This is a genomic window from Mesorhizobium sp. USDA 4775 (assembly GCF_054062655.1).
In genome coordinates, this window is sequence record NZ_JBSSFM010000001.1 from 138,166 (window position 1) to 162,056 (window position 23,891).

At 64.5% G+C, this 23,891-nt stretch carries 21 protein-coding genes and 1 pseudogene; 5 read left to right on the plus strand and 17 right to left on the minus strand.

Translation table 11 applies throughout. The features are described 5' to 3' along the window. Window positions 1-33: 33 nt before the first annotated feature. Complete coding sequence (locus ACVILI_RS00700) at window positions 34-1,119, plus strand: ABC transporter ATP-binding protein (protein ID WP_019861494.1); 1,086 nt, start codon at window positions 34-36, stop codon at window positions 1,117-1,119. Window positions 1,120-1,172: 53 nt separating this feature from the next. Here ACVILI_RS00700 and ACVILI_RS00705 read toward each other — a convergent pair whose 3' ends face one another. From ACVILI_RS00705 to ACVILI_RS00760, 12 genes and pseudogenes are all read right to left on the minus strand, one after another. Continuing rightward, the gene (locus ACVILI_RS00705; protein ID WP_019861495.1) at window positions 1,173-2,015 is read right to left on the minus strand and encodes a carbohydrate ABC transporter permease; all 843 of its coding nucleotides are present in this window, start codon (window positions 2,013-2,015) and stop codon (window positions 1,173-1,175) included. After that, window positions 2,012-2,896, minus strand: coding sequence for a carbohydrate ABC transporter permease (locus tag ACVILI_RS00710; protein ID WP_038649988.1), 885 nt, complete (start codon window positions 2,894-2,896; stop codon window positions 2,012-2,014). Before ACVILI_RS00710 ends, ACVILI_RS00705 begins: the two co-directional genes overlap by 4 nt. Before the next feature lie 58 nt (window positions 2,897-2,954). Next, window positions 2,955-4,229, minus strand: coding sequence for an extracellular solute-binding protein (locus ACVILI_RS00715; RefSeq protein WP_038649990.1), 1,275 nt, complete (start codon window positions 4,227-4,229; stop codon window positions 2,955-2,957). Between the two features lie 114 nt (window positions 4,230-4,343). Beyond that, entirely contained in the window at window positions 4,344-5,849 is a 1,506-nt protein-coding gene (gene arfA, locus ACVILI_RS00720; protein ID WP_038649993.1) for an arabinosylfuranosidase ArfA, read from the minus strand. A gap of 103 nt (window positions 5,850-5,952) precedes the next feature. Next, entirely contained in the window at window positions 5,953-6,879 is a 927-nt protein-coding gene (locus ACVILI_RS00725) for an ArsR/SmtB family transcription factor (protein WP_038653432.1), read from the minus strand. A 148-nt stretch (window positions 6,880-7,027) separates the two neighbouring features. Continuing rightward, window positions 7,028-7,381 carry a cupin domain-containing protein gene (locus ACVILI_RS00730; protein ID WP_038649996.1) on the minus strand — a complete coding sequence of 118 codons (354 nt, stop codon included), beginning with the start codon at window positions 7,379-7,381 and terminating at the stop codon, window positions 7,028-7,030. Window positions 7,382-7,509: 128 nt separating this feature from the next. Then, window positions 7,510-8,403, minus strand: coding sequence for a sugar phosphate isomerase/epimerase family protein (locus ACVILI_RS00735; RefSeq protein ID WP_019861503.1), 894 nt, complete (start codon window positions 8,401-8,403; stop codon window positions 7,510-7,512). A 69-nt stretch (window positions 8,404-8,472) separates the two neighbouring features. Further along, on the minus strand, window positions 8,473-9,411 hold the full coding sequence (locus tag ACVILI_RS00740) for an ABC transporter substrate-binding protein (RefSeq protein WP_027047452.1): 939 nt from the start codon (window positions 9,409-9,411) through the stop codon (window positions 8,473-8,475). Window positions 9,412-9,491: 80 nt separating this feature from the next. Continuing rightward, window positions 9,492-10,485 (minus strand): annotated as a pseudogene (locus tag ACVILI_RS00745) (ABC transporter permease subunit). Beyond that, window positions 10,482-12,026 (minus strand): sugar ABC transporter ATP-binding protein, encoded by a 1,545-nt coding sequence (locus tag ACVILI_RS00750; protein ID WP_038649999.1) that lies wholly within the window; start codon window positions 12,024-12,026, stop codon window positions 10,482-10,484. The pseudogene ACVILI_RS00745 and the gene ACVILI_RS00750 overlap by 4 nt, the downstream one beginning before the upstream one ends. Next, the gene (locus ACVILI_RS00755) at window positions 12,023-13,402 is read right to left on the minus strand and encodes an acetate and sugar kinases/Hsc70/actin family protein (RefSeq protein ID WP_038650001.1); all 1,380 of its coding nucleotides are present in this window, start codon (window positions 13,400-13,402) and stop codon (window positions 12,023-12,025) included. The genes ACVILI_RS00750 and ACVILI_RS00755 overlap by 4 nt, the downstream gene beginning before the upstream one ends. Beyond that, window positions 13,399-14,181, minus strand: coding sequence for a DeoR/GlpR family DNA-binding transcription regulator (locus ACVILI_RS00760; RefSeq protein ID WP_027047453.1), 783 nt, complete (start codon window positions 14,179-14,181; stop codon window positions 13,399-13,401). The genes ACVILI_RS00755 and ACVILI_RS00760 overlap by 4 nt, the downstream gene beginning before the upstream one ends. Window positions 14,182-14,363: 182 nt before the next feature. On the opposite strand from ACVILI_RS00760, the gene ACVILI_RS00765 reads away from it, so the two are divergent. The 3 genes from ACVILI_RS00765 to ACVILI_RS00775 are packed head-to-tail and all read left to right on the plus strand — an operon-like array spanning window position 14,364 to window position 17,545. Then, a complete protein-coding gene (locus tag ACVILI_RS00765; protein WP_019861509.1) occupies window positions 14,364-15,407 on the plus strand; it encodes a class II aldolase/adducin family protein in 1,044 nt (347 codons plus the stop codon). Between the two features lie 15 nt (window positions 15,408-15,422). Then, window positions 15,423-16,697: an FGGY-family carbohydrate kinase gene (locus tag ACVILI_RS00770; RefSeq protein ID WP_019861510.1), complete on the plus strand. Its 1,275-nt coding sequence runs from the start codon at window positions 15,423-15,425 to the stop codon at window positions 16,695-16,697. Then, entirely contained in the window at window positions 16,694-17,545 is an 852-nt protein-coding gene (locus ACVILI_RS00775; protein ID WP_038650004.1) for a TIGR01459 family HAD-type hydrolase, read from the plus strand. The genes ACVILI_RS00770 and ACVILI_RS00775 overlap by 4 nt, the downstream gene beginning before the upstream one ends. Here ACVILI_RS00775 and ACVILI_RS00780 read toward each other — a convergent pair. Further along, a complete protein-coding gene (locus tag ACVILI_RS00780; protein WP_027047454.1) occupies window positions 17,532-18,542 on the minus strand; it encodes a sugar-binding transcriptional regulator in 1,011 nt (336 codons plus the stop codon). The genes ACVILI_RS00775 and ACVILI_RS00780 overlap by 14 nt on opposite strands. Window positions 18,543-18,698: 156 nt before the next feature. On the opposite strand from ACVILI_RS00780, the gene ACVILI_RS00785 reads away from it, so the two are divergent. Continuing rightward, window positions 18,699-19,493, plus strand: coding sequence for a hypothetical protein (locus ACVILI_RS00785; protein WP_019861513.1), 795 nt, complete (start codon window positions 18,699-18,701; stop codon window positions 19,491-19,493). Window positions 19,494-19,516: 23 nt separating this feature from the next. On the opposite strand, the gene ptsP is transcribed toward ACVILI_RS00785, so the two are convergent. From ptsP to srlA, 4 genes are all read right to left on the minus strand, one after another. Beyond that, entirely contained in the window at window positions 19,517-21,499 is a 1,983-nt protein-coding gene (gene ptsP / locus ACVILI_RS00790; protein ID WP_038650006.1) for a phosphoenolpyruvate--protein phosphotransferase, read from the minus strand. 152 nt (window positions 21,500-21,651) lie between these two features. Continuing rightward, window positions 21,652-22,032, minus strand: coding sequence for a PTS glucitol/sorbitol transporter subunit IIA (locus ACVILI_RS00795; protein WP_038650009.1), 381 nt, complete (start codon window positions 22,030-22,032; stop codon window positions 21,652-21,654). A 26-nt stretch (window positions 22,033-22,058) separates the two neighbouring features. After that, window positions 22,059-23,063: a PTS glucitol/sorbitol transporter subunit IIB gene (gene srlE, locus ACVILI_RS00800; protein ID WP_038650011.1), complete on the minus strand. Its 1,005-nt coding sequence runs from the start codon at window positions 23,061-23,063 to the stop codon at window positions 22,059-22,061. Between the two features lie 16 nt (window positions 23,064-23,079). After that, window positions 23,080-23,841, minus strand: a complete 762-nt coding sequence (gene srlA, locus ACVILI_RS00805) for a PTS glucitol/sorbitol transporter subunit IIC (RefSeq protein ID WP_027047456.1) — start codon at window positions 23,839-23,841, stop codon at window positions 23,080-23,082. Window positions 23,842-23,891: the final 50 nt, after the last annotated feature.

Genomic DNA, 23,891 nt, shown 5'->3' on the forward strand with positions numbered 1-23,891 from the left:
CCGAAATTATGTAGGAAAGAAGGGATCGCAAGCATGACGGGAATCGCGCTTTCGGGCGTATCGAAGCACTTTGGCTCAGTCGAAGTGATCCGCGACGTGAGCCTGGACATCGAGCCGGGAGAACTGGTCGTGTTTCTCGGTCCGTCCGGTTCCGGCAAGACGACGCTGCTGCGCATGATCGCCGGCCTCGAAAGCATAGACCAGGGCACGCTGACGATCGACGGAGTGCGCTCGGAGAACCTTGCGCCGGGCAGGCGCAACGTTGCGATGGTCTTCCAGAACTACGCGCTTTACCCGCATATGACAGTCGCGGAGAACATGGCCTTCGGGCTGAGGAACATCCGGGTCGCGCCGGATGTCATACGCCAACGCATCGCCGAGGCTGCGCGTATCCTGGAGATCGAAGCGCTGCTCCAGCGGCGGCCGTCGCAGCTCTCCGGCGGGCAGCGCCAGCGCGTCGCCATCGGGCGAGCGATCGTCAAGGAGCCCAAGGCATTCCTGTTCGACGAGCCACTCTCCAATCTGGACGCAGCACTTCGAGCCCGTACACGCGTCGAGCTTGCCGAACTGCATCAGCGTTTGAAGTCGACGATGATCTACGTCACCCACGACCAGGTGGAAGCGATGACGCTCGCCGACCGTATTGTGATCCTCAACAATTGCCGGATAGAGCAGATGGGCAGACCCGTCGATGTCTATGCGCGTCCGGCGTCGCGATTCGTCGCGACCTTCGTCGGGTCACCCGCGATGAACATTCTGCCCGTTACGGTTTCGGGCTCGGGTGACAGGCTCAATGCGCGCTTGACCGACGGATCGCTGGTCGAACTTCCCGGCGCGCCGGTCAACAGGGATTGGCGCGAACTCGGCGTGCGGCCGGAATCGCTGACGGTCGTCGCGGAGGGCAATGAAACATCCGCCACGGCCACCGTTGTCGAGCGCCTTGGCGAGCGAACGCTCGTCTACGCACGGCTCGCGGATGGGACGCAGGTTACGGCACAGGATCGCGGGCTTTCGAGCGTCAAACCGGGCGACGCCGTTCGGCTGAAGTTCGACACCACGGCCCTGCATCTCTTCGCCGCGGACGGATCGGCCTGGCACGCGGGCGCTGACGGGGCCTGAACCTGCCCAGCGGCGATCGTGCCCTCCGGCATTGCGGTGCACTTGCCGGCGCTTTAGCCCTTGATACCTGCCGAGAGCGTTATCGCTTCGGTTACCCGGCGCTGGAAGCAGAGGTAGGCCAGTGCCACCGGCAGGCCGGCCAGTACGGCTGCCGACAGCTGGCGCGCGTAGTAGACACCGAAGGCGTCGTTGACCTGCGTGATGCCGACGGTGATCGTCATCATCTCGGTGCGGGTCACCGAGAGGAACGGCCACAAGAACGCGTTCCACGTCCAGATGAAGCAGACGATCGACAGCGCCGTCGTTACCCCCCAGTTCATCGGCATGTAGATCTTGAAGAGGATCCCGAATTCAGACGCATTGTCCATGACCGCGGCCTCGCGGAAATCCTTCGGGACCTGATCGAAGAACTGCTTGTACACGATGATGATGACGGGGTGGATAAGCTGCGGCAACATGATCCCGGCCCAGCTGTTGAGCAGGCCAAGGTTGGCGACCAGCACGAAATGATTGATGATCAATGCCGAAGTCGGAACCATGAAGGAGGCGAGGATCAGCCACCACAGCGCGATGCGCCCCGGGAACCGCAACTGCGAGATCGCGTAGCCGCACAGCATCGAGATGAAGATGGTGATGACCGTTACGCCGACCGCGACCGCCACCGAATTAACGTACCAGGCGCCGATCTGTGTGGTGGTCACGGCGCTAATGTAGTTCTCCAGCGTCGGCGTCTCGGGCCAGAGTTCGATGTAAGGCCGGACGACCTCGTCGTCCGGTTTGAGCGATGAGATCACCCCCCAATAGAGCGGGAATGCCCATAGGATGGCCCAGACGAGCGTCAGTGCCGTGATGATCCCGCCCCAGAAATTCCAGCGTTGCGCAGCCATGGCGTTCATCGGCGCCGCCTTTCGGCGAACCGGAGCAGTTGGAATTGCAGGACCGAGACGACCACCACGAGCACGAAGAGGGTAACGGCGACAGCCGCCGCCCTGCCTCCCTGGTTCTGCTGGAAGGCCTTTTGGAAGATGTAATAGACGAGGACCATATTGTCGTTCGGCCGGCCGCCGAACGAGAACAGATAGACCTGGTCGAAGATCTTGAGCTGCAGGATGAGCTGGATGGTCAACACCAGCGAGGTAACCGGCCATAGCAGTGGCCAGGTGATACGCCGGAACGTGGTCCATCGCGTCGAGTTGTCGAGTGCGGCGGCTTCGTAGATCTCCACTGGTATGGACCTCAGTCCGGCGAGGAAGAGGAGGATCGAGAAGCCCGCGGTCCACCAGATCGTCACCCCGGCCACCGCCGGCAAGAACCAGACGCGCGACTTGAAGACCGGTACGCGCGGGATTCCCAGCCAGTCCAGCACATGCATCGCGATCCCGAACTGGAAATTCAGCGTCCAGTCCCAGATCAGATAGACGACCGACACCGGCAAAATGTAGGGCAGGAAAAACAGCGCCAGCACGATCGACTGGAACCGACCCTTGAGGCGCGACACGCCAAGCGCGATCAAAAGGGCGATGAGCGTCCCGGGGACGACCGTCATCAGCACGAAGTAAGCGGTGTTCCAGACCGCGCGCCGGAACATCGGGTCGTTGTCGAGCCGCAGATAGTTGTCGAGGCCAACCCACCGACCCGCGCCGATCAGCGGCGCATCGGTGAAGGAGATGCGGAACATCTGGACCGTCGGATAGACGAACGCCAGCAGGTAGATCGCCAGGAAGGGAGCGACCAGCACCAGCGCGACAAGACGTTCAGTGCGGGAGTTGCGAAGCATGGCTCTTCCTCGAACACGGCTGGGGCCGCCCTGGGCGGGCGGTCCCAGCCTTTGAGCCCTACATGCTGTTCAGCTCTTCCTTGATGGATTTCACCGCCTCGCCTGGGTCCATCTCGCCGTTGAGGGTCGGCACGAAATAATTGGACATGATGTCGAAGATCGGCCCGGCGACACCGGCCTTGGTCGACTTCGGATCGAAGATCATGTTGGCCGTCAGCGTCGAGTAGGTCGCATTGGGCTGCATTGCCTTGTATTCGGCCGACTCGGTGACTGGCTTGTATGCCGGGATGTGGCCTGCCGTCGCCCAGAACAGCGAGTGCTTGTCGATCCATGAGATCACCTCGAGAACGGCGCCACGCTTTTCCGGGCTGAGCTCCTTGCCCTTGTTCTTCGGGATTGCGAACGAATGGCTGTCCGCATAGGTGCACGGTTTGTCGAAGATCACCGGGATCTCGACGGCGCCCCAGTCGAACAGCTTGCCTTGCTTGGCGAGGTCGGTCATCGTGGGAACTTCCCAGACGCCGTTGATCATCATAGCGGCCTTGCCCGAGGTGAACAGGGCGACGGTTGCGGGATAGTCCGTATAGGTCGACTGCAGCCCGGCCTTCGTCCACCCTTGCAGAACCGCCAACGCGTTCGCCAGCTTCTTGCCGTTGTCGCCTGCGAGGAATTCGTTGCCCGTCAGAAGCTCGCCGCCTTGCTGGCACACCAGCGAATAGATGGTGCGGTACATGAAGTTGCCGTCGGCGGTGACGCTGCCCAGCGGGAACTCGACGCCGGCATCCTTCAACTTCTGCAGTGTCGCGGTGAATTCCTCCTTGTTTTTCATGCCCACGGGACGGCCGTCGTCGCCGAGCACGCCTGCCTTCTTCAGGAGGACGCGATTGTAGTACAGGACGATCGGATGGGTATCGAGCGGCACTGCGTATTGCTTGCCGTCGACCGTCACGGCGCCCATCGTCGTCTGGGCGAAGTCCGAGGCCGAGAGGCCCATCTTGCTCATGTCGTCGGCGGTGATTTCTTCGAGAATGTCCTGGCTCACCGCCAGGGGGATACGGCTGGCATGATAGGTCATGACGTCTGGCGCCTCACCGACCGCGGCGGAGGTCTGCACCTTCGAGTAGAAGGGCGTGCCCCACTCCAGCGTCGTGGCGTCGATCTTGATCTTGCCGGTGTGGGCGGCGTTGAAGTCGGCGATCATCTGCTTCATGCGCACACCGTCGCCGCCGCCGAGGAAATCCCACCACATGACGGTTTCTTCGGCCTGGGCCGCGACGGCCCAGATTCCTCCGGCCGCAACCACCGCTATGGCCATCATCCTGCGAAAGTTCATCTCAGCTTCCTCCCGAGTACGGCGGTTAGATCCGCCTTGAACGTTTCAATGCTACACCAAACCGATCCGCCCGCAACGGATTTTACGATATGTATCCGATATCAGGATATTAACTCAAAGCGTCACACGCACCATCGAGTAGGAGTGCGGCGGCAAGTTCAGCGTCATTCCCTTGCTGTTGAGCGTTGCCCCGTTGCCTTTGACCGGTGCTACGTTGTCCGGCGCGTCCTTGGTGTTGCAGGCCTCAAGATCGTCATGACGGATGATCGTGTGCTCGATGGACTTGGCGGCGAACCGCTCGAGGGCGATTTCGGCCTCTATCGTCTCGGACCCATGCCGATTGATTGCGAAGAAGGTCAGCGTGCCGGCGTTCGAATTGTGCACGCCTGCAATGTCGAGCCACGGCACCTTGTCGGCTACGGCCGCGTCATAGGTAGGCACCTCGACCGCGAGTTGCAGCGCGGTGCCGCGGCCGTACCTGGAGGCCAGCATAAAAGGCCAGTAGATCGTTTGCCGCCAGGCGCTGCCGCCGGGGTCGGTCATGATCGGCGCGATTACGTTCACCAGCTGCGCAATGCAGGCGATGCGAACAACATCCGACCGGCGGATGAAGGTGTTGAGGATGCAGCCGACCTGCAGCACGTCCTCGAAATTGTAGATGTCTTCCAAAAGCCTGGGCGCTTCCGGCCAGTCCCAGCCGCGCATGCGCTCGGCGTCCTGCTTGCGCTGATGGTACCAGACGTTCCACTCGTCGAAGGAGATCTTCACGTCCCGCTTCGAGCGGGTCTTGGCCTTCACGTAGTCGATGATGCCCGCGACGGTGCCGATGTAGCGGTCGAGCTTGGCCGGAAGAGCGAGATATTCGGCCGTATTCTTCTCGTAATTCTCGAAATACATGTGGAGAGAGATGTAGTCGACCTGCTCGTAGGTCGCTTCCAGCACGGTCGCTTCCCACTGCGGATAAGTCGGCATATTGGAATGCGACGAGCCGCAGACGACCAGTTCCACCGTCGGGTCGAGGCCGCGCAACGCCTTGGCGGTCTCGTTGGCGAGATGCCCGTATTCGCTCGCCGACTTGTGGCCGACCTGCCAGGGGCCGTCCATTTCATTGCCGAGACACCAGAGGCGGCAGTTCCAGGGTTGCGCGCGTCCGTTCTTGGCCCTGATATCTGACCAGTAGCTGCCGCCCGGGTGATTGACGTATTCGACGAAGGCCCGCGCCTCGTCGAGGCCGCGGGAGCCGAGATTGACGGCAAGCATCATCTCGGTGCCGGCTTTTTCGGCCCAGTCGGCGAATTCGTGGATCCCAACCAGGTTCGGCTCCGTGGTGCGCCATGCAAGATCGAGCCGCCGCGGGCGGTTCTCCTTTGGGCCTATGCCATCTTCCCAATTGTAGGCGGACACGAAGTTGCCACCGGGGTAGCGGCAGATCGGCGTGTCGAGCGCACGTACCAGCTCGATCACGTCCTTGCGCATTCCCTGTGCGTCCGCTTGCGGATGTCCGGGCTCGTAGATGCCCGTGTAGACCGCCCGACCAAGATGCTCGAGAAACGAGCCATAGAGACGCTTGTCGATATCCGCGACGGTATAGGCCGCGTTCGCCGTGACTCTGGCCTTCATGATCCCTCCCACTGCGGATTATCAATCCGACTTTCCGATCTATATCCGGATCGTGGGTCAGTTAAGGGCGGAGTTGGTTCGGCCGTCAAGGGCCAAATATGCCCTAGGCCTTCAGCAGGCGCAGAACGATGTCGTTGCTGTAATTGCCGAAGCCGCTGCCGAAGATGTTTATGCCGCCGGGGTGACGCGCATCTTCCTTCACGCCGATACGTATCCGGATCGAGCGGTGCCGCTCGAGCTCCAGATCAGCCAGCGAGCATTTGGAAACCTTGTCGTTGTTGCGATAGGTGCCGTTGTTGGTGACGCGCCAGTGTGCGAGGTCGCCATACTGCGATCCGGCCAGCTTCCACCAGCCGGGCGTGTGCTTGCCGCGCTTGTCGCCATAGTCGGCCGGCGCCGTCCAGGTATCTATCTCGTGTCCGTTGATCGCGACCGTGATGTCCGACGGCCAATCCTTCGATGTGCCCGGCACCTCGGACGAAAGCTCCATCGCCAGTTCCAGCCCGCCGACTTTGGCATTGGCAAGCGTCGCATTGTTGGGAAACTGATATTCGACGAAGCCGCGCGTGAACCACAGCAGCCCGGCCCGCATACGGTCAGGATCGAGGAAGGTATCGGGCACATCGAGAAGTCCGATGACGCCGTCCTTTGAACACAGGCCGCAGGGAGCGGAAACTTCGCATCTTGTGTAGAGACCAAGCGGCATCGCCACTTCTATGACGCCGAGATCCTGCGCCGGGGTGCGGTCCTTGAAGACGACAACCAGCTCCGAGAAGGTCGAATAACAGACCTTCTGGCTTCCCTTGCGCGCCTTCTGTGATTTCGTCTCGATCAGACCGACATCGACAAGAACCTGGATGTTTGCCGAAATTGTCGATTGCGGAAGACCCAGTTCTTCGGCCACCTGATTGACGTTTTTCGGCCCCTTGCGGTGCAGCAGGTCGAGAATCCGGACCCGAACCTCGCTCGCGAGGCTCTTCAACAGGTCGAGCCGCTCAAGCGGATCGACGACCATGATTTCATTCGACATATGGCCCCGCACTGGTCGCACGGGGTTATGTATCAGCAGATCAGATACAAATAAAGACGGTGGCGTTGCGAATTGAACTGCGTGGTCCGCGCCACTTGCAGGTCGGCGCATTGCCGACCTGCCTGCTCCTGCTGTTGAGACGGCTGGTTCAGGCCACCCGGACGACGAAATGCTTGGTCACCGGCTCGACGATCTTCCAGGTTCCCTTGAAATCGGCTTCCACCACGAAAGCGTCGCCCGGGCCGACTTCGACAGGTGTGCCGCCGTCGGGCGTGATGATGATGCGGCCGGCGATCATGTGCACGAATTCATAGTCGGTGTAGGTCGCATGATAGGTGCCGGGCGACGCCCGCCACGTGCCCGACATCACCTTGCCGTCTTCCGTCGTGTGCTGGACGGCGGTTTGCATGGTCGGGTGGCCCTCGACCACGATCCAGCCAGGCAGGTCGCCGGCTTCCGCGTGTTCGATCGCGCCGAATTTGAGGATCGTCTTATTGGTCATGCCGGGTTTCCTTCTGCTTCATGTATCGCAGCGGTCGGATAGCCGATGCATGGGACGGCGGCAATGCATGCGCGACGACAACGAGCGGCGTTTACGTGCCTGGGCGTCTTGGGAAGTCCGCGACCGCCCTACGGCTTGTGACGGGCAGAGACCAGTTCCGCCTTGCGCCGCGCCGTCTCGAGCCCAAGGCCGATGAAGGCGCGCGCGTGCTTGGCGAGCGCCATATTGTCGGCCCACAGATTGCGCCAGATGGCGGTCTTCTTCGACAGGTTCTCGTCGACGATCTCCGAGGAGAAGGATTCGAAGCTGAGATCGTCGGCATAGCCGATGGCCGTCAGCGCATCGAAAATCGCCGCGAAGTCGATATTGCCGGTGCCGAGGAAACCGCGATGGCTCTCGCCGATATGGACATAGCCGATCTTGCCCGCGGCGTGGCGGATGGCCAGCCCGACATCGGCCTCCTCGATGTTCATGTGGAACGTGTCGAGGTGCAGGAAGATGTTGTCCGAGCCGGTATCCTCGATGAAGGCGAGACCTTGCGCGGCGGTGTTGAGCAGATTGCTTTCGAAGCGGTTGACGATTTCGAGATTGAGCGTGACGCCGGCCGCCTTCGCCGTCTCGGCGACTTTCGCCAGCGCAGCAGTGCTGCGGTTCCATTGATCGCGCGTCGGCGCTTCGATCTGCAGGCCATGGCCGGCCGACAGGATGCCGGCGACCTTGCGGCCGCCAAGATCGCGCGTCAGCGCGATGGTCTGGTTGAGGATCTCGACGCCGCGCGCGGCGACCGCCTTGTCGGCGCTCGATATGTCGCCGTCACCAGGCAATCCGATGCTGATCGCCACGCCGAGGCCGAGATCGGCGATGCGTTTGGCAAGCCCGCCAATGTCGACATCGGCCGGGTTGAGATAGGAGAATTCGATCAGGTCGAAGCCGGCCTCCCTGGTGTTGGCCAGTGTGCGTTCAAGCTCGCTCTGTGCCGAGCTTGCCGACCAGACGAAAGAATGGATTCCGATGCGCGCCATGATCGTCTCCGGTTTGCTGCGATGAGAATGGGCGCGGCCGGACAAATCCGGCCGCGCCTGTTGGAGTGATCAGCGGGCCGCGGTCCAGCCCTTGTAGTCCTTCAAATTCTCGGCGGTGATCAGCTTCGGATCGAGCAGCACGGTGGCCTCGGCCGGCTTCTTGCCGGCGAGCAGCTCGGCCGCCATCGTCAGCGACTGGCCGGCCATCACATAGGGATCCTGCGAGGCCGAGGCCTTGATCATCGAGGTGCCGGAAGACAGCTCCTTTTCGATATCGGGCGCGCCGTCGACCGCGGTGAAGATGAACTCGGAGCGGTTGAGCTGCTTGGCGGCAAGCTGGGCGCCGATCGCCGTCGGGTCGTTGATGGCGAACACCGCGTCGATCTTGTCGAAGCGGGTGAGCAGCGACTGGAACACTTTCAGGCCGCCGTCGCGCGAACCTTCGGCGTTCTGGTCGTCGGACAGGATCTTGATATCGGCATGCTGCGAAAGCACGTTCTTGCAGCCCTTGACCCGCTCCAGGATCGACGAGGATGCCGGGCCGTTGAGGATGACGTAGTCGCCCTTGCCGCCGGTATGATCGACCAGATACTGGCAGGCCTCCTCGCCGGCCTTGACGTTGTTGGTCATCACGGTGACGTCGGCGCCCGGCGCCGAGACGTCGAAGGCGGCGACGATGATGCCGGCGGCCTGTGCCTTCTTCACCGCCGGCGCGATCGCCTTGGCGTCGACCGCGTTGAGCATGATCACGTCGACGCCCGCGGCGATGAAGGAATCGACCTGCGAGACCTGCTTGTTGAGGTCATAGTCGGCCGATACCGACGTCACCTCGACCTTCGGATTGATCTTCTTGGCCGCGTCCTCGATGCCCTTGATGGTGGCGACGAAGAAGGGGTTGCCGAGCAGGCCGACCGAGATGCCGACCTTGTTGAGGTCCTTGGCCGATGCCGGCGCGATGGCGACGGCCGCGAACGCGGCGCCGCAGAGCAGTTTGGCGATGGTCTTCATTACGCTTACTTCCTCCTGATGCCCCGCGCCTCTCACGGTGCGTTACACAAGCCGGTCTTTGATGCCGGCGACTAGGTCACTCACGTTCTCGCCCCTGCCTGGAGCCGGTAGCGGTCGAGGGCGACCGCCACGATGATGACCAATCCCTTGATGATGTACTGCCAGATGTCCGAGACACCGGCCAAGATGAGCCCGTTGGAGAGCACCGCGATGATCAGGCCGCCGATCAGCGTGCCCCAGATCGAGCCGACGCCGCCGACGAAGCTGGTGCCGCCGAGGATGACGGCGGCGATGGCGTCGAGCTCGTAGGACTGGCCGAGTTGCAGGCCGTTGGCGGCATAAAGCCTTGCCGCCGACATGGCGCCGCCGAGGCCGGCGAGCAGGCCGGACACGCCATAGACAGAACAGCAGCACCAGCGGCACCTTGATGCCGGTCAGCCGCGCTGCCTCGGCATTGCCGCCGACGGCATAGATCCAGGTGCCGAGCACGGTGCGCTTGAGCACCAGCCAGGACAGCACCACGACCGACAGCGCGATGACGACCAGCCAGGGGATGCCGAACAGCGAGCCATTGCCGATGAAGTCGAACGGCAGGTCCGAATTGAACACCGTCGTGTCCTGCCCGAGCAGGCGGGCGATGCCGCGCACGGCCGTCAGCGAACCCAGCGTGACGATGAAGGGCGGCAGCCTGATATAGGCGACGAGCAGCCCGTTCACGAGCCCAAAGCCGAGGCCGACGAGGATGGCCGCCGGCACGCCGAGCAGGCCCCAGTCCGGCACCAAGGACACCAGCACCGCCACCATTGCCGACGCGGCAAGGATGGAGCCGACCGACAGGTCGATGCCGCCGGTCAGGATGACGAAGGTCATGCCGGCCGCGAGCACGATGTTGATCGACGATTGCTGCGTGACGATGAGCAGATTGGTCTCGGTGAGGAAACGCGGATTGATGAACTGGAAGCCCGCCGCCAGCAGCACCAGCACCGGCAGCATGCCGAGCGCCGCGAAGGCCGTGCGCAGCCGCCGGCTCCTGACCGCCGCCTGATCCACGCTCGTCGTCGTTCTGTCGGTCATTCCTGGGCCGCTCCCGTCGCAAGTTCCATGATTGCCTCCTGACGCAGCGGCTCGCCTCCGGATGTCGTCACCTCGCCTGCTATGGCGCCGTCGCGCATCACCAGCACGCGGTCGGCGACGCCGATCACCTCGGGCAATTCGCTGGAGATCATCAGGATGGCGATGCCCCGGTTGGCGAGGTTGTCGATCAGCCGGTAGATTTCCGACTTGGCGCCGACATCGACGCCGCGCGTCGGCTCGTCGAGGATGACGACTTTCGGCTCGGTCTCCAGCAGCCGGGCGAGCAGCACCTTCTGCTGGTTGCCGCCCGACAGCGAGCCGGCATTGGCCTGCGCCGAGCGGGTGCGGATCGACAGGTCCGCAATGGCTTTCGCCGCGCGCCTTTCGGCGGCGCTGAAGTCGCGCAATCCGCCGGTCAGCGCGTCCCTGGCCAGCACGCCCATGCTGATGTTGTCGGAAATCGACATGTCGAGGAACAGGCCGAGTTCCTTGCGGTCCTCGGTGAGGTAGGCGATGCCGGCGTCGAGCGCTTCGCGCGGCGAGCCAACGGAGATCGGTTTGCCGTCGAGTTCCAGCGTGCCGGCGCTGCGCTTGTCGGCGCCGAAGATCAGCCGGGCGAGTTCGGTGCGGCCGGAGCCGACAAGACCTGCCAGAGCCAGAACCTCGCCTTTGTGCAGGTCGAACGAGCAGTTCTTCAACAGGCGCCCGTCGGACATGCCGCGCACCGAGAGTGCGATGGCGCGCTTCGCGTCCGGAGGGCGATGATCCTTCTTGTAGAAGGCGGAGAGATCGCGGCCGACCATCATCGAGACCAGCCGCGAAGCGTTGAGGTCGGCGCGCTCCAGCGTGCCGACATAGCCGCTGTCGCGCAGCACGCTGACGCGGTCGGCGAGCTGGTAGACCTCTTCCATGCGATGGCTGATGTAGATGATGGCGATGCCTTGCGCCTTCAGCGTCGCGATCACTTCGAAGAGGCTGTCGGTCTCGCGCGACGTCAGCGACGTGGTCGGCTCGTCCATGACGATGATGCGCGCATTGGTCGACAGGGCACGGGCGATCTCGACCAGCTGGCGCTCGCCGAGCGACAGGCTGGAGACCAGCGCACGCGCCGAGAAGGAGACGCCAAGCCGGGCGATGATTTCGTTCGCCCGCCGGCTGCATTGATCGCGGTCGACAATGCCGAAGCGCCGCGGCTCGTTGCCGAGGAAGATGTTCTGCGCCACCGTCAGATTGGGCGCCAGCGACAGTTCCTGATAGATCACCGCGATACCGGCGGCGCGCGCCTTGATCGGATCGCCGGTCGCGGCGGGCACACCGTCGATCAGGATCTCGCCGCCGGCATCCGGCCGATAGGCGCCCGACAGCACCTTCATCAGCGTCGACTTGCCGGCGCCGTTCTCGCCCATCAGCGCATGCAGCTCGCCGGCATGGACGGTGAGCGAAACATCCTGCAAGGCGCGGATCGCACCGAATGTCTTGGAGATGTGAAGCATCTCCAGCACAGGATGGCTGCTTGCCTGTTTCTGCGCCGTCGCGCTCATCGTGCACCACCCGCGGCCTTGATGGCGGCGGCCTGCCCGCCGACGTGATCGCGCCAGGCGTCGCGATAGCCGGTTAAGCCTCCGAAGCGCGTCGCATGCACCGGCTCCGGCGCCTCGGCGGCGAAGTCGCGCCCGACGCTCTCGAAGGCAAGCGCCGCCGCGCCCGTGGCGCTGCCCTCCAGCGTGGCGCCCTGCAGGAAGGCCTGGCCGGGACGCAGCTCAGCCAACAGCCCGGCAAGCAGGCCGCCAGCGTTCAGCCCGCCATCGACGATGACGGTGTTTTGGGAATGGATGAGGTCGAGGCAGAGATCGACCATCAGCGCCACATAGAGCAGAGCCGCCGCGGCGCGTTCTGCGGCATCGGGCGCGCGCCCGACCAGCCGGCCGGGACGGTCCGGCATCGGCCCGCCCGGCGCGAAGCTCGGCAGCGCCATGATGCCGGCGTCGATCGCTTGCTGGACCGCGCCATGCTGGATCGCGCCTTGCCAGCCGCCGCTGATGGCGGCGAATTCGCGTCCGCCCATGAAGCGGATGGTCGGCACCGGGCCGCCGTCGACATCGACATTGACCAGCATGTCGCGGTCACGGTCGAGCACGTCCAGCGGGCAGTCGGGATTGAGCACGACGACCCAGGTGCCGGTCGACACCACGGTCAGCGGGCCAAGCTCCTGGCGGCGATAGGCATGGAGCGCCGCATTCGAGTCGTGGACGCCATTGTGGATGGCGATCGGCTGTGCCGCTCCGCCAAGGCGCCGTTCGCCGATGACCGCGCCGGCGCGCGCGAAGCCCGGCATCTGGCCGCGCCACCCCTCGGCATCGACCAACGATGAAAAGTCCTGGCTGCGCGGCGCCCACAAATGCGAATGACAGCCGAGGTAGGATACTTCCGAGACCGCTCGGCCACCGAGGCGCCAGCTCCAGTATTGGGGGTAGCCGAGAATCGACTTCGCCGCAGCGAACGCGTCGGGATCGACCTCCTGCAGCCACAGCATGTGTCGGCCGTAGTTGAAGCCGAGCGGCAGGCGGGGCGAGAACGTCTCGGCAAAATTCGGGATGCGACGATCGATCCGGGCAGCGATTTCGGCCGGCGGCTCCTGCTCGTAGTCGAGGATCGGATGCGTCAGCGCCGCGTCGTCCACGAGAGCGAAGGTGCAGCCATGGCCCGACACCATCACCCCTTGCACGCCATGGTTTTCGACCGCGTCCGTGACAGCACCGAGCGCCCAGTCGTGGAGGGTGGCCTCGTCGAGCACGCTGAAGCCGTCCTGGCGCGTCCATTTTGGCTGGGTCCGACGCTCGTCGAGGATGCGTCCGTCCTGGCCGAAGACGAACAGCTTCGAATTGGTCTTGCCGAAATCGAGCACCGCCACTTTCACGGCACGGCTCCCGAGGTGGACGCGATCCGCAACATGACGCCGGCATCCTCCAGCATGCGCGCATCGGCATCCGACAGGCCGTCATCGGTGATCAGCGTGCCGATGCGCGATAGCGGCAGCGCGACATTGCGCGCGTGGATCGACAGTTTGCGGCTGTCGGCCAGCACCACGATCTGGTCGGCGCAGAGGCTGAGATCGACAATGGAGCGCACCAGCAGCGGATGCGATTCCAGCACGCCTTCCTGGTTGAGGCCTTGCGCGCCGAGAAAGAATTTCGAGGCGTAGAAGGGCGTTGCCTGAGTCAGCGAATGGATGATGCCGGGTTCGCGATGCAGCTCGCCGCCGGCAACCGTCAGGCTGCAATGGCCATGGTCGCTGAGATAGGCCGCGAGCGGCATCGAATTGGTGTAGAGGCGAATGTTGCGCTCGGCGAGCTTGACGCCGAGATGGAAGCAGGTCGAGCCGCCATGGACGATGACCGCGTCGCCGTCGCGCACCATGGTCGCCGCGATGGCCGCGATCTGCCGCTTGGCCTCGACCGCGAGGTCACGGTTCTCGTCATAGGGCCGGGCATAGGCGACGCCCGCATGCGATGCGCCGTCGAGCGCCGAGATGCCGCCATAGACCTTGCGCGCCTCGCCGGCCTCGTCGATCCGGTCTATGTCGCGCCTGACCGTCGCCGCCGAAACGCCAAGCCGCTCCTGCAGCTCGCGCACCGAGGCGAACGGGCGGTCCCGCAGCAATTCGACGATCTGACGCTGGCGGCCGGAGTCGCTCAACTCTTTCCTCCCAAGTGCCATTTTCCATGGCAATTGGTGCAACTTACTCAACAATAGTCAGATTGCAAGCTGGTTTTGATGATAGTAGATCACTGTTGACGTAAGTCGCTCGCATCTGCGATATCAGCGCCAACACCGGCCCCAGCGGCGGGATCCCGGGCAAGCGTTGAAGGAAAGGCGCCATGGCAACCCAAGCTGACGCGCAGGAACTGGCGGCCTTGCGGGCGCTTTCGGCCAGCATCGGGCTCAACCCGCATATGACCCAGGCGGCAGGCGGCAATACCTCGCTCAAGGCCGGCGACACGCTGTGGATCAAGGCCTCCGGCACCTGGCTGAAGGATGCGCTCAGCGACGACATCATGGTGCCGGTGGCAATGGCGCCGCTGCTCGAGGCGGTCGAAGAGCGCGATCCCGCCGCCGACAAGCCGCAGGCCTTCGCCATCGAGGAACTCAACACGCGCGGCCTGCGCCCGTCGATCGAAACCACGGTGCACGCCTTGATGCCGCAACGCGTGGTTTTGCATGTCCACTGCGTCGACACGATTTCGCTTGCCGTGCAGGCTGATGGCGAGGCCGAGGTCGCCAGGCGGCTCGGCAGCATCGAATGGGCCTATGTGCCCTATTGCCGGCCGGGCCTGCCGCTCGCCCGTGGCATTTCCGAGAAACTGCGGCCTGGTGTCGATGTCCTGATCCTTGGCAATCATGGGCTGGTCGTCGCCGCCGAAACCGTCGCCGAGGCGCAGAGGCTGCTCCATCGCGTCCGCGCGCTGTTGGCACGGCCGGCGCGTGCGACTGCAGCGCCCGACGTCAGGGCTCTGACAGCGCTTGCGGCAGACAGCGTCTACCGATTGCCGGCGGATCTGGAAGCTCATGCGGTCGCGCTCGATCCGCAAAGCCGCCGCATGGCGGAGGCCGGCAGCCTCTATCCGGATCATGTCATCTTCCTCGGCCAGGGCTCGATCGTAGCGAGGTCGGGCGAGAATGCGGCGGGGGTCGCCGCGCGCCTCGGCACGGCACCCATGGCGATCCTGTTCCCCGGCGCCGGCGTGCTGATGCGCCGCGACGCCAGCGCCGGCGCCGACGCCATGCAGCGCTGCCTCGCCGACGTGGCCGCGCGCGTCGATGTCGCGGCGCGGTTGAATTATCTCACCGCTGCCGAGAACGACGAACTGGTCAATTGGGACGCCGAGCAGTATCGCCAGAAGCTCAATGCCACAGGCGGCTAACAAAGGACTGAAGACATGATGCCCCTTGTCATCGGCATCGACATCGGCACGTCGGGCGCGCGCGCCGTCGCCATGCGCCCGGATTTTTCCATTGCCGGCCAGTCCGCCGTTCGGCTCGACAGATTCGGCCAAAATCCCCGCGACCCCTCGGCATGGTGGCAAGCGGTCCAGGCGGCTCTGACGGAACTGCTTTCGGGCATCGACCGCGCTGCTGTCCGCACTATCGCCGTCGATGGCACGTCGGGCACGCTGCTGCCGGTCGACGCCGTCGGGCGGCCGCTGACTGAGCCGCTGATGTACAACGACAAGGTCGACGACGCCGACATCTTGGCAGCCGTCGCCCGCGAGGCGCCGGACGCGAGCGCCGCGCACGGCGCGACTTCCGGCCTTGCCAAGGCGTTACTGTTCCAGCATCTGCCCGGCATCGCGGCCGTGCTGCACCAGGCCGACTGGATCGCCGCAAACTTCTCCGGCCGCTTCGACGTCAGCGACGAGAACAATGCACTGAAGACAGGCTATGACGTCGAGGCGCGCCGCTGGCCGGACTGGATCGCGGCCACCGGCATGCGCGTGGACTTGCTGCCTCATGTCGTCGAGCCGGGTGCCGTCACCGGCACGCTCACCGCGGCCGCCGCGGAACTGTTTGGACTGCCGCGCGATGTGGTCGTGCTCGCCGGCACCACGGATGGCTGTGCCTCGTTCCTGGCGACGGGCGCCACGACGGCTGGCGACGGCGTCACGGCGCTGGGATCTTCGCTCACCATCAAGATCCTCTCCGACCGGCCGATCTCGGCGCCGCGCTTCGGCATCTACAGCCATCGCCTCGGCGACACCTGGCTGGCCGGCGGCGCGTCGAATTCCGGCGGCAAGGTGCTGGCGCAGTATTTTCCGCTGGCGCGGATCATCGAACTCAGCGCGGCAATCGACCCCACGACGCAAACCGGGCTCGACTATTATCCGCTCGGCGCATCGGGCGAGCGCTTTCCGATCGCCGATCCCACCTTGCCGCCGCGTCTTTCGCCGCGACCAGCTGATGATGCTGACTATCTCAAAGCGATGTTCGAAGGCATGGCCGCGATCGAGGCGCTCGGCTACCGCAGGCTGGCCGAGCTCGGCGCGCCGGCGCTGACCTCTGTCAGGAGCGTCGGCGGCGGCGCCGCAAATCCGGCCTGGACTGATATCCGGCGGCGCAAGCTCGGCGTCGATTTCCTGCCGACACTTTCCGATGAGGCGGCCGCCGGCACGGCGCGGCTGGCGCTGAAGGGCGCAAACAAGGCAGGACTGGCATGAGTGCGAAGAAGATCGAACGCCTCGACGGTATCGGGCCGCTGGCCGAGCGCTACCAGGTGTTCCTGCTCGACCAATTCGGCGTGCTGCATGACGGCCAGGCTCCTTATCCAGGCTCGGTAAAGGCATTGTTGGCGCTGAAGCGCGCCGGCAAGACGGTGGTGCTGATCTCCAATTCCGGCAAGCGCGCCAAGCCCAATGAGGACCGCCTGCTGAAACTCGGCTTCGCCGCCGGCAGTTGGGATCATTTTGTCTCCTCCGGCGAGGTGGCGTGGCGATCCTTCAACGACATGGCGGCGTCGGGAAAGCTGCGTCCGGGGACAAAATGCCTGCTGATCAGCCGCGACAACGACCGCACGGCGATCGAGGGCCTGCCCTTTGTGCTGACCGAGGCCGGTGAGGACGCCGAACTGGTGCTGATCTCCGCCAGCGAAGGCGACCGCCACGACCTCGACCATTACCGCCAACTGCTCGCCCCGGCGGCAGCGCGAAAGGTGCCGTGCTTCTGCACCAACCCGGACAGGATCATGCTGACGGCGGCAGGGCCGCGCTTCGGCGCCGGCGAGATCGCCGATCTCTACGAAAGCCTGGGCGGCAGCGTCACCCGCATCGGCAAACCCTATCGCGCGATCTTCGCTGCGGCCCTGGCGCTGGCCGGTGAGCCTGAGCGCGGCAGCGTCGTCTGCGTCGGCGACAGCGTCGAGCACGACATTGCTGGCGGCAAAGGTGTCGGCGTCGCCACGGCCCTGGTGCTCGGCGGCATATTGGCGGACACACCGGATCTCGCCGCCGTCTTCGACGAGCAGCAGGCCTGGCCCGATTACATCACGGCATCCTTCAGCTTGGGCTGACCGCCTCGAGCATGCGCTTGGCGCTTTCCTCGTCGGTGATCAGGATCGTCGGCGCGATCAGGTTCATCGCACCGAGCAGCGCCTCGGTCTTCTCCTCGCCGCCGGAGGTGAGGATGCGGATTGGCGCCGCGCGCAGACGGTCGACTTCCACCGACATCACGTGGCTGTTGACGGGATGGTCGACCAGGTCGCCATTGCGGTCGAAGAAATGGAACAGAAGGTCGCCGACGGCGCCACGCTCGAGCAGGGCCTCGCGGTCCGCTTCCCTGAGAAAGCCGCCGCGGGAGAAGGTGGTGGCCGAGGCGATGCCGCCGACGCTCAGCAGAACCGCATCGAGCACGTTGGCCATTTCAAAGACCTCCTGCAGGCCGCAGCGCTCGACCAGCGCGATCTTGGTCTCGACACTATCGACGACGGCCGGCGTCGGGATCAGATAGCCGTCGCCCTGGAATATCTGGGCGAAGCGCCAGGCGAACTCGGCCGGGTTGTAGCGCCGCACGACGCCGACACCACCCAGCAGCGAAATGACCTTGAAATCGGTGAGCGACTTGGCGCTGATGAAGGGCAGGCTGGAGAACAGCGTCCGGCCCCAGCCGACGCCGACGCGCATACCGGATTTCATCGTGTCGGACAGGAAAGCCCCGGTCTTGGCGCTGATTGCCGGGATCGGATCGGCATTCGGCGCGGTGAGCGGGGCGACCAGCGCCTGCTGCAGGCCGAAGGTCCGCTCCAGCGCGCGCTCCAGCCGCACGATCTCCGACAATTCGCTCTCGATGGTGATCTTCACCTCGTTGCGCGAACGCGCCTCGGCCAGCATGCGCACGATGGTGACGCGGCCGACGCCAAGCACGTCGGCGATCTCGTTCTGCGTCATCTGCTCGACGAAATACATCCAGGCGGCGCGAATCCTGAGGCGGTCCGTCCGGCTTTCACTGGCCACCTGCTCGGTCGCCTCTGCTCCTGCCCGCCCTTCTTCCGTCTGTCGTCGCCTGGCCAATCATCCCTCCCCCGCGGCGACGGAAGAGCGCGCCGTCGCCGATTCTGCATGCTGGTCTAGTATCGCCTATTGATCTACCAATCGATAGGAACAATGTAGAGTCGGTGGCTGGCCCCTCGCCGGCCGCCCTGCAAGACACTTTCGAGGCAGACCGCGATGCTCCGACAAATCTCCGAAGACGTCCGCGTCAATTTGAAGGACCGGTTGCGGGAGGTCCGCGACATCATCCGGCAAAGCCGCCATGACGGCACCGGCGACGCCAGCTTGTTGCGCGAAGCGACCAGCCATCTGCCGCCGTTTCCGGGCAAGGGCATCGAAGGCCTGCTCAGCCATGCCGCCAGCGCCGTCGACGAGGCGCTGTCGATCGCTGAATCCTTTGTCCCGCACGAGCGCCCGATCAAGGTGGACGGCACGACCGTGAAAGGCCTCGGCACCTATTTTCCGGCCGGAAACGAAGAGCGGCAGTTGAGCGCCGAGCGCCTGTTCCGGCGCGACATGTACTATTTGACGAAGGCGGTGCTCGCCGGGCTGAAGATCGACAATGCCCGCATCCACGAAGCCGATTTCGCCGCCGCGCATGCCACGATCCGCAAGCGCCATGGTGATCTGCTGGCCGCGTTGACCGCGCCGGGCGCGGGACTGCAGGCAATCGCGGCCACTTGCGCGGCGTTGCTGGTCGAGTTGCTCAGCCAGCGTCCGGTGCGCTTTGGCGAAGCCGCGCCGGAAACGGCCGGGGAGCGCGCGCTCGACATAAGCTGCCTGGCGCCGGTGGTTCTGGCCTGCGGCCTGGCGACAACTGGCCGCGACGGCGCGCCTGAGCCCGACATGCTGGAGATCGCGATCCTGGCTGCCGATATCCGTCACGACCGCATCGCGCAGGCCTGCGCCAAGGCAAGCCCGGTCGAGGAACTGACACCAGTCTTTGCCACCTTGCTTGCGCATTTGCCGTAAGCTCCAGCAGCGCTTCCGGAAATCTAGTCCCCGGCCGTCATGGCCGTGATCGTTTTCTTGGCGCGCTGGATCGAGGCCGGGCTCATCGAAAGCTCGGTCAGACCCATCTCGATGAAGGCCGGGATCAGATCCGGGCGTCCGGCGGCCTCGCCGCACATGCCCACCATGATGCCGGCGGCGACGCCGGCTTTGGCCGTCAGCTCGATCGCCGACATGACCGCCGGATTGGTGACGTCGTTGAGCTTGGCGACGGTCGGGTTGAGCCGGTCGGCGGCCATGATGTATTGGGTGAGGTCATTGGTGCCGATCGAGAAGAAGGCCACTTCCTTGGCCAGCGCCGGGGCGATCAGCACGGCGGCCGGGGTCTCGATCATCACGCCGAGATCGAATGTCGCATGCGGCACGCCTTCGGCTTTGAGTTCGGCGGCGCATTCATCGACCAGTGCGCGGGTGCGCGTCACTTCGGAAATATCGGACACCATCGGCAGCATCACCTTGATGTTGCCGTGCACGGCCGCCCGCAGCAGCGCCCTGAGCTGGCGTTTGAAGATATCGGGCCGGTCGAGGCACATTCGAATGCCGCGCCAGCCGAGAAAGGGGTTCTCCTCATCGGGGAACTCGATGCCGGCGATAGGCTTGTCGCCGCCGATGTCGAGCGTGCGCACGATGACCGGATAGGGCGCGAAGGCCTTGGCCAGTGCCGCATAGGTCTCGGCCTGCATGTCCTCCGAGGGGAGGTGCATATGACGCATGAACAGGAGTTCGGTGCGGAACAGGCCGACGCCCATGGCGCCCGCTTCCTGCGCCGCCTCGATCTCCTCCAGCGAGCCGATATTGGCCGCGACCTCGATCACCTTGCCGTCGGCACGTTTCGGCGTCACCATCTTGAAGACGGTCAGGCCGGCGCGCTCCTTCGCCGCCGCTTCGACACGGCCGGCATAGTCGGCCCGCGTCGCCTCGTCCGGATCGATGATCACATGGCCGGTGTTGCCGTCGAGCGCCACGTCGCGCGCGATGCGCAAGGCATTGACCTGGTCGCCGAGGCCCAGCACCGCCGGAATGCCGTGCGAGCGCGCGATGATGGCGATGTGCGAGGTGGCGCCGCCATGGCCGCAAATCACCCCGCCAATGCGCTTCAGCGGCGCCCGAGCCAGATCCCAGGCGCCGATGTCGTCGGCGATCAGAATGGCGCCTTCGGGAATGCTTTCGAGGCTGACGTCGTCCTGGCCGAGCAGCACCAGACAGATCTGCCGCCCGACGGCGTGGACATCGTCGGCCCGCGCATTGAGGTAGTGATCGTCGACCGCGCTGAAATCGGCGGCGATCGTGGAGGCTGCGGTGATGACGGCCGAGACCGCGTCGTTGCCGCCCCTGATCGCCTTTTCGGCCTCGCCGGTCAGGCTGTCGTCGGCGGCGATATCCCTGAGTGCCGCGACGATGCCGCGGTCTGCGGCCGACAGGCCGTCCTGCGCCAAGGCCCGGTCCATGCGCGCCTGGACGGCGGCGACCGCGGCACGGAACCTGTCGATCTCGCCGGCGATCTCTTCGGCCTGCAGCATGCGGCCCTGTCCGGCGATCTCGGGCGGGAAATGTGCGAAGGCCGGCCCGATCGCGACGCCCTCGCTTGCCGCGACACCGCGCAAGCCGTTCGCTTCGCCTGCTGCAGCCGGCACGGATTGGGGTGCCGATGCGGATGCCGCCTGGCCGGCATCATTGGCCGGGCGCTGCGGCTCGGCTTCGTCGTCGAGACCCGCCTTGGGGTTTTCGAGATAGCCGATCAGCGCTTCGATCGCCTCGATGGCGTCGGCGCCGTTCGCCCGCACGGTGACTTCCTGGTTTTCCTTGACCGCCAGCAGCATCAGCTTGACGGAGCTCTTGGCGCTGACCGCCTTGCCGTCCTTGACCAACTCGACATCGGATTCGAAGCCCTTCGCGAGCTTGACGAACCGTGTGGCAGGACGGGCGTGCAAACCTTCATGCACTCTGACGATGGTCGAGCGTTCCATGGCAAATACTCTGCTTTTCCTAGAGCAATTCGTCCAGAAACGACGAATTGCTCTAACTCTTTGTTCTAACGCAATTCCGGGCGGAAGACCGTTTCACACTTTTCCTGGAATTGCTCTGGAGCCGAAACCAGATGCGTCGCGGCGCGAATGCTTCACGCGGCGATGGTGATGATCGCGTCCGTCTTCAGGGCGGCCACGAGCGCCTGGGCATCGACCTGCGATGCGCAGATCTCGCCGGGCCTTTCGGCCTCGGTGGCGCCATTGAACGAGATGACGACATGGCCCATCTCGAGCACCTTGCTCCATGCGCTGGAGCCGACGGCGGTTATGACGGCGGAAACCGGACCAAGGGTGATCGACGCGCCCTTTTGCGGCGCGCCGTCGCTGGGTCCAAGCTCCGTCTTGTGGAGCACCGAAACCTCGGCAAGCTCCGGCGGCGAGCCATCCGCAAACAGGATGAGCACGCCCCCTTCGGCAAGATCCGCCACTTCGGGCCCGATGGAAGTGACCCGTGTTCTCAGCAGAACCGACATGTGGCGAACCTCATTCTCTTATTTCCTTAGAACACGATCAGGCTGACGACCCATGCGATCAGCACGGATACGGGGCCCATGATCTGGCGGCTGATGAGCACCGCCGGCACGCCGATTTCGATCGTCTTCGGCTTGGCCTCACCGAGCGCCAGGCCGACGGGGACGAAGTCGCAGCCCACCTGGGTATTGTAGGCAAACAGCGCCGGGAGAGCCATCGCCGGCGAAATCGTGCCGTTGGCGATCTGCGGGCCGATGATGGCCACGCCGATGACCTGCGCGATGACGGCGCCCGGCCCCAGGATGGGCGACAGGAATGGCAGGCCGCAAATGGCCGAGATGATCAGCAGGCCGACAATGTTGTTGGCCAGCGGCCCCATCGGCTGGGCGAGCACATCACCGATGCCGGTGTAGAGGATCAGGCCGATGAGCATGGTCACGAAGGCCATGAACGGCAGCACGTTGCGCACCACCTGGTCGATCGTGCGGCGGCCGGAATTGAAGAAGATGCCGACCACTCGGCCCATGACGCGGCCGATCGAGCTGATCAGGCCGATCAGCCCGCCTTCGCTCGGCAGCGGCTGTGGCGCTGCGGCAGCAGTGTTATTGCTTGAACTCATCGATGCTGCTCCCCCCGCAGTGGTGACCGCCTCGGACCCGTCCGCCATTGTGACGTTGGCCGGCTTCACGCCCGAAACGTAGATGTCCTCGGTGATGAACTGGGCGAGCGGCCCAGCCTGGCCGACCGGCGTCAGATTGACGGTCGGGATGCGCTTGCGCGGATAGACGCCGCAGCGTGCGGTGCCGCCGCAATCGACGACGACCACCGCCATCTCGCCTTCGATTGGCGGCGCCTTGAAGCCATCGACGGCCGTGGCGCCGGTCATGTCGGCGATGAGTTGGGCGACGGGATGGATGCCGCCGCCGGTGACGGAGACGACCTTGTCGCGCTGCGCGGTCGGCTCGATGACGAGCGGGCCACCCCAGCCTGTGTTGCCCCGCGAGATCTTTACGGCTTTGAATGTCCTGTCCATGATGTCCTCCCCGCCCTTACAGCTCGACGCCCTGGCGGCGTGCCATGATGGTGGTGATGCGCTCGGTCAGCATGCCCTTGAGCAGGATGACGACGAGGCCGACAATGGCGTACCAGATCGCCACCTTGACGTGGTAACCGGCGACGACAACGCCCTTCTTCTCAAGCTCGAGCAGAGCCACGAGAATGCCGCCCCAGACGAAATATTCGCCCGGATTGATGTGCGGGAACAGGCCAAGCGGCGGATGCACGTAGGACACGGCCGCGTCATAGAAGGCCGGCTTGTGCTTTTCTTCCAGGAACGATCCGAACGTGTAGGCCATCGGATTGGTGAGGAAGAACACCGCCAGCAGAGGCAGCAGCGTATAGCGGGTCAAGGCAATCCTGCCGGCGCCGCGCGCCAGGCCATGCACGCGCTCTTCGCCGACCAGTTCGGTGACGGCGTAGAAGGCGGTCATCAGCACCACCAGCGTCGGAATGATGCCGGTGACGAAGCCGGCGAACACTTCGCCGCCCTTCTGGAAGATGCCGATGAAGTACTTGCCGATGGCGGTCAGCCAGCCGAGCTGCTCTTCCTGCTGGACTTCCTTCAGCTTTTCCTTGAACTGATCGACGGTTATGGGTCCGCTGTCTGCTTGCGCAAGGACAACGAGATGGTCGGAAGCATGCTCGACGGCGAGCTTGCCATGCAATGCAGCATCCGAGACCATGGCACCCGCGACATGCAGATTGTGCACGGCCATGTCGGCATGCTGCGCCAACAACGAAAATACAGACATTTCTCCTCCTTATGCCGCCCGCCGGTTATCCCAGTCGGTGCGCGGCGTCC

Coding starts and splice junctions, on each gene's coding strand:
- ACVILI_RS00700 (WP_019861494.1), top strand. CDS start 34: ATGACGGGAATCGCGCTTTCGGGCGTATCGAAGCACTTTGGCTCAGTC.
- ACVILI_RS00705 (WP_019861495.1), bottom strand. CDS start 2,015: ATGAACGCCATGGCTGCGCAACGCTGGAATTTCTGGGGCGGGATCATC.
- ACVILI_RS00710 (WP_038649988.1), bottom strand. CDS start 2,896: ATGCTTCGCAACTCCCGCACTGAACGTCTTGTCGCGCTGGTGCTGGTC.
- ACVILI_RS00715 (WP_038649990.1), bottom strand. CDS start 4,229: ATGAACTTTCGCAGGATGATGGCCATAGCGGTGGTTGCGGCCGGAGGA.
- arfA (WP_038649993.1), bottom strand. CDS start 5,849: ATGAAGGCCAGAGTCACGGCGAACGCGGCCTATACCGTCGCGGATATC.
- ACVILI_RS00725 (WP_038653432.1), bottom strand. CDS start 6,879: ATGTCGAATGAAATCATGGTCGTCGATCCGCTTGAGCGGCTCGACCTG.
- ACVILI_RS00730 (WP_038649996.1), bottom strand. CDS start 7,381: ATGACCAATAAGACGATCCTCAAATTCGGCGCGATCGAACACGCGGAA.
- ACVILI_RS00735 (WP_019861503.1), bottom strand. CDS start 8,403: ATGGCGCGCATCGGAATCCATTCTTTCGTCTGGTCGGCAAGCTCGGCA.
- ACVILI_RS00740 (WP_027047452.1), bottom strand. CDS start 9,411: ATGAAGACCATCGCCAAACTGCTCTGCGGCGCCGCGTTCGCGGCCGTC.
- ACVILI_RS00750 (WP_038649999.1), bottom strand. CDS start 12,026: ATGAGCGCGACGGCGCAGAAACAGGCAAGCAGCCATCCTGTGCTGGAG.
- ACVILI_RS00765 (WP_019861509.1), top strand. CDS start 14,364: ATGGCAACCCAAGCTGACGCGCAGGAACTGGCGGCCTTGCGGGCGCTT.
- ACVILI_RS00770 (WP_019861510.1), top strand. CDS start 15,423: ATGATGCCCCTTGTCATCGGCATCGACATCGGCACGTCGGGCGCGCGC.
- ACVILI_RS00775 (WP_038650004.1), top strand. CDS start 16,694: ATGAGTGCGAAGAAGATCGAACGCCTCGACGGTATCGGGCCGCTGGCC.
- ACVILI_RS00785 (WP_019861513.1), top strand. CDS start 18,699: ATGCTCCGACAAATCTCCGAAGACGTCCGCGTCAATTTGAAGGACCGG.
- ptsP (WP_038650006.1), bottom strand. CDS start 21,499: ATGGAACGCTCGACCATCGTCAGAGTGCATGAAGGTTTGCACGCCCGT.
- ACVILI_RS00795 (WP_038650009.1), bottom strand. CDS start 22,032: ATGTCGGTTCTGCTGAGAACACGGGTCACTTCCATCGGGCCCGAAGTG.
- srlE (WP_038650011.1), bottom strand. CDS start 23,063: ATGGACAGGACATTCAAAGCCGTAAAGATCTCGCGGGGCAACACAGGC.
- srlA (WP_027047456.1), bottom strand. CDS start 23,841: ATGTCTGTATTTTCGTTGTTGGCGCAGCATGCCGACATGGCCGTGCAC.